The sequence below is a fragment of the Prevotella sp. P5-126 genome, assembly GCF_002251185.1.
Taxonomy (GTDB): Bacteria; Bacteroidota; Bacteroidia; order Bacteroidales; family Bacteroidaceae; genus Prevotella.
On the sequence record NZ_NPIZ01000111.1, the window covers coordinates 60,664 to 73,091 of the forward strand.

The 12,428-nt window shown below is 47.7% G+C and carries 8 protein-coding genes; 6 read left to right on the plus strand and 2 right to left on the minus strand.

The features are described from left to right. Positions 1-63 precede the first annotated feature (63 nt). Together CIK90_RS13385 and CIK90_RS13390 are read left to right on the plus strand one after the other, a co-directional pair. Entirely contained in the window at positions 64-2,202 is a 2,139-nt protein-coding gene (locus tag CIK90_RS13385; protein WP_371593240.1) for an alpha-galactosidase, read from the plus strand. Between the two features lie 59 nt (positions 2,203-2,261). Then, positions 2,262-3,644, plus strand: coding sequence for an MATE family efflux transporter (locus CIK90_RS13390; protein ID WP_094465861.1), 1,383 nt, complete (start codon positions 2,262-2,264; stop codon positions 3,642-3,644). 512 nt (positions 3,645-4,156) lie between these two features. On the opposite strand, the gene rsmA is transcribed toward CIK90_RS13390, so the two are convergent. Together rsmA and CIK90_RS13400 are read right to left on the minus strand one after the other, a co-directional pair. Continuing rightward, positions 4,157-4,963, minus strand: a complete 807-nt coding sequence (gene rsmA, locus CIK90_RS13395) for a 16S rRNA (adenine(1518)-N(6)/adenine(1519)-N(6))-dimethyltransferase RsmA (RefSeq protein ID WP_094465863.1) — start codon at positions 4,961-4,963, stop codon at positions 4,157-4,159. Between the two features lie 177 nt (positions 4,964-5,140). Then, positions 5,141-5,584: a hypothetical protein gene (locus CIK90_RS13400; RefSeq protein ID WP_144007293.1), complete on the minus strand. Its 444-nt coding sequence runs from the start codon at positions 5,582-5,584 to the stop codon at positions 5,141-5,143. 1,058 nt (positions 5,585-6,642) lie between these two features. Here CIK90_RS13400 and CIK90_RS13405 point away from each other — a divergent pair. From CIK90_RS13405 to CIK90_RS13420, 4 genes are all read left to right on the plus strand, one after another. Next, positions 6,643-7,668 (plus strand): lysylphosphatidylglycerol synthase transmembrane domain-containing protein, encoded by a 1,026-nt coding sequence (locus CIK90_RS13405; protein ID WP_094465865.1) that lies wholly within the window; start codon positions 6,643-6,645, stop codon positions 7,666-7,668. Between the two features lie 13 nt (positions 7,669-7,681). Continuing rightward, complete coding sequence (locus CIK90_RS13410) at positions 7,682-9,139, plus strand: aminoacyl-histidine dipeptidase (protein WP_094465867.1); 1,458 nt, start codon at positions 7,682-7,684, stop codon at positions 9,137-9,139. 300 nt (positions 9,140-9,439) lie between these two features. Next, entirely contained in the window at positions 9,440-10,366 is a 927-nt protein-coding gene (locus tag CIK90_RS13415) for a magnesium transporter CorA family protein (RefSeq protein ID WP_094390169.1), read from the plus strand. Positions 10,367-10,477: 111 nt separating this feature from the next. Continuing rightward, the gene (locus CIK90_RS13420; RefSeq protein ID WP_094439478.1) at positions 10,478-12,280 is read left to right on the plus strand and encodes a DUF349 domain-containing protein; all 1,803 of its coding nucleotides are present in this window, start codon (positions 10,478-10,480) and stop codon (positions 12,278-12,280) included. Positions 12,281-12,428: the final 148 nt, after the last annotated feature.

Consider the following 12,428-nt stretch of genomic DNA (forward strand, 5'->3'; position numbering starts at 1 on the left):
AAAAACAATAATACAATGAAGAGAAATGTAATTCTGACCGTAATCGGTTGCCTCATGAGCGTTATGGCATGGGGCGAACAGGTGGTTGTGGAGACTAAAAACATGACCATGGTACTCGATGTAGAGCAAGGCAAGCATCCACAATACGTGTATTTCGGCAGTAAACTCAATGCCGAAGAACTTGCACATCTGCAAAAACCCGTGGAAGGACGCATGGATGCCTATCCTGCCTATGGTCTCAACACACCGGCAGAAGCAGCTTTTGCCATGCGCCATGCAGACGGTAACCTATCGTCAGCACTTTATGCCGATGGTGTAAGTCGCAATGGCGACGTGACCACCATCCGCCTGAAAGACCCTGTTTATCCCATCACCGTCAATCTGAAATATAAAGCATACCGCGATGTAGATATGATTGAAGCATGGAGCGAGGTGACCAACGGCGAGAAACAGACCGTCACCCTCACCACTTTTGCCTCTGCCATGCTACCCATTCGCCGTGGCGATGTATGGATGAGCCACCTCTATGGATCGTGGGCAAACGAGGGACGCCTGGTGGAAGAACCACTCCATGCCGGTCAGCGTGTGATTGTCAACAAGGACGGTACGCGCAATTCGCATACCTCTCACGCCGAAGTGATGTTCTCCTTGGATGGCAAAGCCCGCGAGAATAGCGGTCAGGTGATAGGTGCAGCCCTGTGCTACAGTGGCAACTACCGTCTGAAAGTCAATACCGACGACACCGAATACCATTATTTCTTTGCAGGCATCAACGAAGACAATTCAGAATATCACCTTAAGAAAGGAGAGACCTTTGTGACGCCAGCTCTTGCCCTAACCTTCAGCAACGAAGGTCTTTCAGGCGCCAGTCGCAATTTCCACAAATGGGGTCGCAATTACAAACTGATGCACGGCAATGTGGAGCGCAAAATCCTTTTGAACTCTTGGGAAGGTGTCTATTTCGACATCAACCAGCAGGGCATGGATCAGATGATGGCTGATATCGCCTCAATGGGAGGTGAATTGTTTGTAATGGACGATGGCTGGTTTGGCGACAAATATCCCCGCAAGACCGACAACTCATCACTTGGCGACTGGACCGTAGATAAAAACAAGTTGCCCGATGGCATCGAAGGTCTGTTGCGCGACGCAAAGAAGAACGGAGTAAAATTCGGCATTTGGTTGGAACCAGAGATGACCAATACCGTCAGCGAACTCTATGAAAAGCATCCCGACTGGATCATCAAGGCTCCTAAGCGCGACGCCGTGCTGGGTCGCGGCGGCACGCAGTTGGTGCTCGACCTGTCTAATCCCAAGGTGCAAGACTTCATTTTCAGCATTGTAGATAATCTCCTGACGAAATATCCAGAGATTGATTATATCAAATGGGACGCTAACATGGCGATTATGAACCACGGCTCACAGTATCTCAACATGGCAGACCAGAGCCATCTGTATATAGCCTACCACCGTGGGTTCGATGCCGTATGCAAGCGCATCCGCGCCAAATATCCCGATATCACCATCCAGGCATGCGCTTCAGGAGGCGGTCGTGCCAACTGGGGCATACTCCCCTACTTCGATGAGTTCTGGGTTTCCGACAATACCGATGCGCTCCAGCGCATCTACATGCAGTGGGGGACCAGCTATTTCTTCCCCGCAATCGCCATGGCAAGCCATATTTCCGCAACACCCAACCATACTGTGTTCCGCACCACGTCGTTGAAATACCGTATCGACGTAGCCATGAGCGGTCGTTTGGGCATGGAGATTCAGCCGAAAAACATGACTGATGCCGAGAAAGAACTGTGTCGCAAAGCCATTGCCGAATACAAGCAGATACGTCCCATCGTACAGTTTGGCGACATCTACCGCCTTGTTTCGCCCTACGACAAGAAGGGTCTTGCCTCGATGATGTATGTCACCGAAGCCAAAGACAAAGCAGTGTTCTACTGGTGGAAGACCGAATCGTTCCAAAACGAGCACTTGCCACGTGTCCACATGGCAGGTCTTGACGCCACTAAGATGTATCGCGTGAAGGAGTTGAACCGCATCGACGTAGAGCCACTCGCCATTGAGGGCAAGCTGTTCAGCGGTGCATACCTGATGAACCACGGTCTCGACGTGCCTTACCGCAACAATACGGAGTGGAACGCACGCACTGATTGGTCGAGCCGCGTATTGCTCCTTGAAGCCCAATAATCGTCAGCAGGCGCACATGGTGCGCACCTATTTATAATGAAAGACACACATCGTAACAGATGACAACAAGAAAGAAAGAAAAGACAGACCTGCTCGCTTACATCCGCGAGGGCCGTACGATGACACGGAGGGAAAAGCTCAATCTGATTATTCAGTTGAGTATTCCCTCCATGCTCGCACAGCTCTCCACCATCGTTATGTTTTTCATTGACGCCTCGATGGTGGCACATCTGGGTGCCAAGGCATCCGCATCTATCGGATTGATAGAGAGCACTTCATGGCTCTTTGGCGGACTTGCCTCCGCTTGTTCCATGGGTTTTTCCGTCCAAGTGGCACACGCCATCGGTGCCAACGACTTCGATCGTGCACGCCACATTCTTCGTCAAGGCATCACCTGCTGCCTCATTTTCAGCGCATGTTTAGCCACTACGGGCATTATCATCCATCGCGCCCTCCCCTATTGGTTGGGTGGAACAGCCGATATTGCCTCCGATTCATCGCTTTACTTTCTGATATTTTCCTGCGCTGCCCCTTTGTTCCAACTCGAACACCTTTTTGGTTCGATGCTCAAATGCTCAGGTAATATGAAGGTGCCCAGTATGCTCAACATCATGATGTGTTTTCTCGATGTAATTTTCAACAGCATTTTCATCTTCATCTTAGGCTTCGGCGTAGTCGGTGCAGCCATGGGCACCAGTTGTGCCTACCTTGTCATCACATCGCTGATGGGATATTTTCTCATCTTCCGTTCCGACATTCTGCATCTGAAAGGACGGCGCGGTTCGTTCCGTCCCACCATCTCCACAGTGAAGGCCGCCTTTGGCATCGGCGCCCCCATGAGTTTGCAACACCTATTGATGGGTGGCGCACAGATTGTGAGTACGATGATTGTAGCGCCTTTGGGCACTATCGCCATTGCCGCCCACTCGTTGGCCATCACGGTAGAGAGCCTGTGTTACATGCCGGGCTACGGCATTGCCGAGGCAGCCACAACGCTTGTTGGTCAAGGTATCGGCGCCGGACAACGCCTGTTGACCCGTTCTTTTGCCTATCTGTCTGTAGGACTTGGAGTTTTGGTGATGACGTTTATGGGTGGTATGATGTATCTCTTTGCCCCCCAACTCATGGTGTTGATGACTCCCGTCGAGCTCATTCAGGAGGTCGGCACAGTATGTTTACGCATCGAAGCCTTTGCCGAACCCATGTTTGCAGCAGCCATTGTGTGTAACGGAGTATTTATCGGTGCAGGCGACACACTGCGCCCTGCCATGATGAGTCTGGCATCCATGTGGGGTGTGCGTCTCACGTTGGCAGCCTTGCTCGCTGTGAGCCACGGTCTGCCAGGCGTTTGGACCGCCATGGCCATCGAACTGACGTTCCGCGGTTTGATATTCCTTCCCCGTCTGTGGCATGGCGGTTGGGAAAACCGCATGCGCCCCTGACCCGCCACTGGGTATAAAGAATACAGCCCCGACTTCATACAAGTCGAGGCTGTTTCTTTCTTTTCCTATTAATAACTAAAAAACCTACTTTCTCTTAAATTTGTGGATTGTCGTTGTTTCTCACCCACAAACCTGTTGCAGCTAATGCTGCACACAGGGTAATCCATGTCATGTTAATCATCTCTTTACCTTTTTAATACCTAAAATTAAACATTAACCTAACAATCAAACTACTACTGCCTTCTCTATTATCCTCATTCTTTCACCTATTTACCTATTGTATTATCCTGTTTCCTGATGTGTTATCCTAATCTTTTCCTTTTAAGCTTTTTCTTTGTTATCCTATCTTCTTACCTATTCTACCTATTTACCTTTCTTACTAACAATCTTATGTTATCCTATTGAATGTGTTCTCTCTTGATCACGTTGCAAAGTTAAGCAGATTCTGCGAACCTGCCACAGAATCTGCTTACAAAACTTTGAAAATGGGTATATAATTGACCTTAATCAATTTATTGTGTTCGCACACACAACTCTTTTTCCACTAAATTAGTCAATTCGACAAACTGTGGAATGGTGAGTTGCTCAGGTCGTTTGGTCATCATTTCATGCTGTGTGAGTGGGCTGTCGATAGTCGAAAGGTTAGGCAGCAACTGGCGTAGCGACACGCGTAACATCTTGCGGCGCTGGTTGAAAACGGTTTTCACCACGCGCTTAAACAGCTGTTCGTCGCATCCGAGGTGTTCCACGGAGTTGCGTGTCATGCGTATGACCGCACTTTTCACCTTTGGCGGTGGGTTAAACACGGTTTCATCCACGGTGAAGAGATAGTCCACGTCATACCACGCCTGTGTCAGTACCGAGAGAATGCCGTATGCCTTGTTCCCAGGTTCACTCGCCATTCTGAGTGCCACTTCACGTTGTATCATGCCCGTGCAACAAGGAATGAGGTTGCGGTTGTCGAGCATTTTGAAGAATATCTGCGATGAAATATCGTAGGGATAATTGCCCGTCAATACAAACTGCTTGCCATCGAACACCTTGGTGAGATCCATTCTGAGGAAATCCTCACCGAGTATATTCTCTCTGAGTTTAGGAAAATGTTCGTTCAGATACGCCACACTCTCGCGGTCTATCTCTACCACTTTCAGTGGGCGGGGCTTTTCCACGAGATATTGAGTCATCACACCCATGCCGGGTCCCACTTCGAGGACGGGCAAATCTGGGCATGCATCAACAGTATCGGCTATGCGTTTGGCAATGCCGAGGTCGGTCAGAAAGTGCTGACCGAGGTTTTTCTTGGGTCTTACTTGTTTCATTCTTGCGCCTTAAAGGTACTTTGCAAAGGTAAAACAATTATTCAATATTCACAAATTTTGCGAACACTTATTATATATAGGTCTATTATTTTGCCTCATCACCCCACCCTCATGTCCATACACCCTATCGCCTTGGGCGCCTCTGAGCAGATGCCATTGTGGATGATGGATTATCGGTCAGATGCCCAACGACCGTTGTGTAGCTTTCCGGTCGTGTACCGCCTTACACCCTTGCGTCAGCAGTCTTTTGATGTTGCCTTTCATGCCTTCCTGCTGCATGCGGTGTCCACAGGGGATGTATTTGCACTTAATTCCGGTGATGTGCTTATCTACGCGGAAGTCTTGCGGGCGTTCCACGGGTTTACTGGTCACTGAGAGATAGAGTTTTCCCAAGTCGCCAAGGTTGACCACTTGTCCTTCACTCAATGCCAATCGAATGGTGGAAAAGAGTTCTGCCATGACCATCCGCACATCGGAAACCTTTGCCGAACAGTTGGCTTGTATCCGTTCTTCTATCTGTTCGAGCGTCAATTCTGCACCACGTATGGTGTGGGCATAGTACATGCCATAATGATTGCGAGACTTAATTTCTCCCTTTACCAACATAAATTTTACTGCCATAATCTTCGTGTGTTTAAATGATATGAGTTAATTGTGACTGCAAAATTAGCAAAAAACGATAGCGAAAGCAAATCTATTCATACCCCATTACTACCCTATCAATATTGTTTGGGGCAGCAAATCAATTTGTTTTCCTCAGCAAATCAATTTATTTTGCCGAGCAAATCAATTTGATTTCCTCGGCAAATCAATTTGATTTGCTCACCCATACTCCGTCTAAAGCGCAACAACATGCTATATTTCTGCAAGTTACACGCGTTTCACGATCTATTGACAAATATCACTTATCATCGTCATGATACCACAACACACTAAAAAGGGGAAGTCGCCCTTAGGCAACTTCCCCATTATCATCATGTTTGTTGATTTTCGATTTGTACTGCGACAAAGATGTCGCGCGTACGTTTTTAGATTTTGTTCTGCAACTTCATATCGATTACTACACCTGTTGCAACAGCTGCAGCGCAGAGAACAGTGGCAATTGCCATAATTTCAAATACTACCATAATAGTTATCCTTTCTTTGTGTTTTGTTATTACTTTGAGGTCTGCCCGAAGGCTCGCCTCGTTTTTTTCATCTCTTAAATGAGTTACTTACCAAGATTAACCTTGTTGTTCACTCTGACTGCCTCAGCAATCGTAATGGCTACAACAGCCACAATTAACAATACTAAAGTCATGTTCTTCCTTTCTTTTTAATTTGTGTTATCCTGTAATTGTTATCCTGTGCATTTCTCTTAATGCGATGCAAAGGTACGCACTAAATATCAACCTTGCAAGCATTGTGTGCGCAAACAACACAAAAATACCCTATTCTTTGACCCATATCAAAGATTTGACATGTATCAATACATCTTCACGGAAATGTAACTATATAGCTGGGGAATATCGGATTCATAGTGCTTCATACGGCAGTATATTGTATAATAAGGTGTAGGGAGGGAGGAGAAACAGACTTTGGCGCTACGCGCCCAAGGTACTCACGCTCAAGAATAAAAAAGAAAATTGCTTTTTTCTTTTTTATTCTGCTCGCTTATTCGTACCTTTGCCTACGGAAACATGAAGACAACAAACATCATCATCAAGATACTGATGCCTCTTGTGCTGGGCGGAGCGATACTCTATTGGATGTATCGTGGGGAAAACTGGCAAGAGATGCAACACGTTATGACCGACGAAATGGACTGGACGTGGATGCTTCTCTCCTTTCCTTTCGGCATACTCGCACAGATGTTCAGAGGGTGGAGATGGCGTCAAACGCTCGAACCAATGGGCGAGCACCCTCGCCACTCCGTCAGCATTCATGCCGTTTTTCTATCCTATGCAGCCTCACTCATCGTGCCGCGCGTGGGCGAGTTTACTCGCTGCGGCGTGTTGAAGCGCTACGACAACATCTCGTTTCCTAAGGCATTGGGGACGGTGGTCACCGAGCGCGCCATCGACTCACTACTCGTCATGGGCATAACCGCTGTGGTTTTGCTCTTCGAAATGAGCACTTTCGGCATATTTTTCCATAAGACAGGCACCAACCTCAGCACCATTCTCCACCATTTCTCATGGACAGGCTACTTCGTGGTGGCTATCTGTCTGCTGGCACTGATGGTGTTGCTCCACTTTCTGCTGCGCAAACTCTCGTTCTACGATAAGGTGAAAGCCACGCTGAAAGGCATTTGGCAAGGAGTCATCTCGCTCAAAGACGTAGCCAATGTGCCACTGTTCATCGTCTTTACCGTTGCCATTTGGCTGAGCTACTTCCTACACTATTACCTCACATTCTTCTGCTTCGACTTCACAGCAAACCTCGGCATAGGATGTGCCATGGTCACTTTCATCGTAGGAAGCATTGCCGTTATCGTACCGACACCCAACGGAGCCGGGCCCTGGCACTTTGCCGTAAAGACCATGCTGATACTCTACGGCGTGGCAGACACGCAGGCACTCTGCTTCGTGTTTATCGTACACACCATACAGACACTACTCGTGGTGGCACTCGGCATCTATGCCTGCATCGCGCTTGCCTTTACCCATCGTCACAACAGCATCGGGGAAAAAACATCAGAAACAACATTGTTCAACAAATTATAAAATTTCAAAGACTATGAACGAAATCACAAAACTGGATCCACAGTGCATCTGGAAAAACTTCTACGCCCTGACACAAGTACCACGCCCAAGTGGACATCTGGAGAAAATTCAGCAATTCTTACTCGACTTCGGCAAACAGGTTGGGGTCGAAGCATTCAAGGACCCAGCAGAAAATATCGTTTTCCGCAAACCTGCCACACCGGGCATGGAAAACAGAAAAGGCGTCATCCTACAGGCTCACATGGACATGGTGCCACAAAAAACACCAGACTCACCACACAATTTCGAGACCGATGCCATCCAACCATGGATTGACGGAGAATGGGTGAAAGCCACAAACACCACACTCGGAGCTGACAACGGACTCGGCGTAGCAGCTATCATGTCGGTAATGGAAGACAAATCGCTCGTGCACGGACCTGTGGAAGCACTCATCACTGCCGATGAGGAGACCCACATGGTGGGTGTCAACAACCTGCCCAGTGGCGAACTCCATGGCGATATCCTGCTCAATCTCGATACCGAGCTATGGGGCGAATTTGTCATTGGTTCGGCTGGTGGAGTGGATGTTACTGCCACGCTCGACTACCAGGAAGTGGATACCGACCCCACAGATGCTGCCGTTAAGGTGACACTGCAGGGACTCCGCGGCGGTCACAGCGGCCTGGAAATCCAAGAAGGACGCGGCAACGCCAACAAGATGATGGTGCGCTTTGTGCGCGAAGCCATCGAAGAGACCGAAGCACGGCTGGCTTCATGGCACGGCGGAAACATGCGCAATGCTATTCCATTCAAGGCTGAAGTGGTGCTCACCCTGCCGAAAGAGAATGTAGAGGCACTCAAAGAACTGGCTGCCGACTGGCTCACCGACTTCCAAGAGGAGTATGCTCCCATTGAAAAGAACATCCAGTTGACCGTAGAAGATGTGGCTACACCAGCCAAACAGGTGCCCGTAGAACTGCAAGACAATCTCATCAACGTCATCTACGCTTGCCACAATGGTGTGTTCCGCATGATTCCCCACTATCTCGACGTAGTAGAGACATCGAGCAACCTTGCCATCATCGACATTGCGGAGGGTAAGACTGCCATGAAGATTCTCGTACGCTCAAGCCGCGAAGACATGAAAGAGAATCTCGTGAAGACCCTCGAAAGCTGCTTCAACATGGCTGGCATGAAGGTAGAAGCTACAGGCGATTATGCCGGTTGGGACCCCAACCCCGACTCAGAAATCCTTGGTCTGCTGCTCAAAGAGTATAAGGAGCTGTTTGGAAAAGACGGTGTCGTACAGGTAGTACACGCCGGACTGGAGTGCTCCGTCATACTCGGCAAATACCCACACCTCGATGTGGTGAGCCTCGGCCCGACGCTCGAATCACCTCACACCACGACCGAACGCGCACTCATCGGCACCGTGGAACCCTTCTGGCAACTGCTCAAGAAAACACTGGCTGATATTCCTGAGAAATAACAACCAACGGTCGGTGCATGCAAACAAACAGCACCGAAAGACCGTATCATACCCGTCAATGGCAGACACCTGATGTGTCTGCCATTGACTTTTTTGTTGCCTAAAGAGAAAGAAAAAACGAAAAAACCTTTGCATTTTCAACTGATTATTGTAATTTTGCAAGCAATAAAACCAAAGTAACAACATAAAATGGACGACTACCCGGCGGATAATTACAATTCGTAAGGCGTGAGGAGCAGCATGGCAAGACAGCTAATCCTCTTGCCACAAAGTCATTTGCACCAAAAAAGGATTAGCACAATGAAGACATTCTGGAACACTAACAACGGACTGACCCAAATCAAAGAGTGGCAGCCCAACTGTTGGATACAGGTTACATGCCCAACAGAGGAAGACAGTCAACTGCTCGAAGAACAGTATAACATTCCCGATTATTTCCTATCCGACATCAGCGATACCGATGAGCGGGCACGTTATGAGTACGACGATGGTTGGATGCTCATCATCCTGCGTATCCCCTACGTCAAAGAGGTACGCTCACGTACGCCATATACCACCGTGCCACTGGGTATCATCCATAAGCGCGATGTCACCATCACCGTATGCTACTACGAAACCAATATGATGATCGACTTCGTTTCGTTCCAGCAAAAAAGAGCTGAGGGATTCACCGACCATGTCGATATGATTTTCCGACTCTTCCTGTCGTCGGCTGTTTGGTATCTGAAACGACTCAAGCAAATCTCTATGCTCATCGACAAAGCCAAACGAAATCTCGACCGCGAAGTAAACAACGAGAGTCTTATCGGACTGTCAAGACTGCAAGACTCACTCACTTACTTCAACACATCTATCCGTGGCAACGAGGTGCTGCTCTCCAAACTGAAATTTAAACTGCAGATTGACGAACTCGACGCCGACCTCATCGAAGATGTAAACATCGAGATGACACAGGCACGGGAAACTACCAATATCTATTCCAACATTCTCGAATCAACAATGGATACCTATCAGAGCATTATCAACAACAACATGAACACCATCATGCGTACGCTCACATCGGTAACCATCATACTCATGCTACCCACACTCATATCAAGTTTCTTCGGTATGAACCTCATCAACGGCATGGAGACAAGTCCCATAGGCTTCGCCATCGCCATCATTCTGTCACTCATTATATCAGTGGCATCATGGGCAGTTTTCAGACATAAACGACTCATTTAAGGGAAAAAATATCAATTTTCTGACATAAAATTAGGCTGTTTCAGATATTTTGCGTACTTTTGAAGCCTATTATGTGTACTCTAACCCATTTTCATGAACTCAAACATTAAGATGATGGACTCTCAAGAACAAACGCTCGAACAAGAGCGCAACATCCAGCAGCCAACGGCTGAAACAGAGCAAAATGCACTGCAACAGCACGAGCGTAAGCAGTATCAGAACAAACAGGAAGTGCTCGAACGCGTGCGCGAAATAGCACAAAGCGATGAAGCACCACAGAAAGACGAAGTGGATTACCTCAAAACGGTATTCTACAAACTGCACACTGCCGAACGCGAAGCTAAGCTCAAAGATTATATTGCCAATGGAGGAAACCCCGACACCTACCAAATCGTACCCGACGAAACAGAGGAGGCCTTCAAAGCAGAGATGAGCATCATCAAGGAAAGAAGACAGAAACTATTCCTCGAGCAGGAGCAGGAAAAACAAGACAACCTGCAGAAGAAACTCGATATCATAGAGAAAATCAAAGCGATGATTACATCGCCTGAAGAGGCAAACAAGTCGTATAAAGACTTCAAAGCACTGCAAGAGGAATGGAAAGAAATAAAAAATGTGCCCGTAGAAAAAGCCAACGAACTGTGGCGAAACTACCAGCTCTATGTGGAACAGTTCTACGATCTGCTCAAACTCAACAGTGAAGCACGCGAATACGACTTCAAGAAGAACCTTGAAAAGAAAACACGTCTATGCGAAGCTGCGGAGAAACTCGCTGAAACACCCGATGCTATCAGTGCATTCCATCAACTACAACAGCTTCATCAAGAGTATCGCGAAACTGGTCCTGTGGCTAAAGAGCTACGCGAAGAAATATGGGCACGATTCAAAGCTGCATCTACCGTTATCAACAAGAAGCACCAGCAGTATTTCGATGAACGAAAGGCACAAGAGGAAGAAAACCTCACCCGCAAGACTGCACTCTGTGAAAAAATAGAGGCAGTCGTTAAGGAAGACAATAAAAACAGCAACGATTGGGATAAACATACCAAGGCTATTATGGAGTTGCAAGCCGAGTGGAAAACCATTGGCTTTGCACCACAGAAGATGAACGTCAAAATCTTCGAGCGCTTCCGTAAGGCCTGCGACGAATTCTTCAAAAACAAAGCTGAATATTTCAGAAACAGAAAGGAAGAATATAAGAACAATGCCGATAAGAAACGTGCACTGATAGAAAAAGCGAAAGCCTTGCAGGATTCTACCGATTGGAAATCGACAAGCGATAAGTTTATCAATCTGCAAAAAGAGTGGAAAACTATCGGTACTGTGCCCAAGAAAATGGGCGACCAAATGTGGCAGGAGTTCAACGGCATCTGCAACAAGTTCTTCGAAGCGGCTAATGCTGCTGGAGCGGGCACACGAAGCGCGGAGCACCAGAACCTCAACAAGAAGCGCGAAATTGTGGAGCAACTCAAAGCGCTCACCGAACAAGCTGGCGACGACCTTCAGGCTAAGGTGCAGAAACTCGTGGCAGAATATCAAGCCGTAGGTCATGTACCCTACAAAGAGAAGGACAAGATCTATGAAGAATATCATGCCATACTGGATAAACTCTACAAGACACTGAACATCAGTTCTGCCAAGCGCCGACTCAACAATTTCAAAGACAACCTCAAACAGGTGGCTGGACGTGGTGAAAACGCCCTCGACAACGAGCGGGCACGATTGATGAGACAGTATGAGCAGTTGAAAAACGAGGTGCAGACCTACGAAAACAATCTCGGTTTCCTCAATGCGTCATCTAAGAAAGGAAATTCACTCATCGACGAAATGAACAGAAAAGTACAGAAATTGAAAGACCAAGTGCAGTTGGTGCGCGAAAAGATCAAAGCCATCGATAGCAATAAACAACAGTAAACAGCATCGTCATACCAGATACAGACAAAGGGAAAGGTCAACAACCTTTCCCTTTGTTGTTATTCTCCATGCCCCAACTGCCGGTTGCTTAATTGTTCTAACGATGGTCGAACGGTGGTCAATCGGTGGTCAATTGCCCAACATCGAC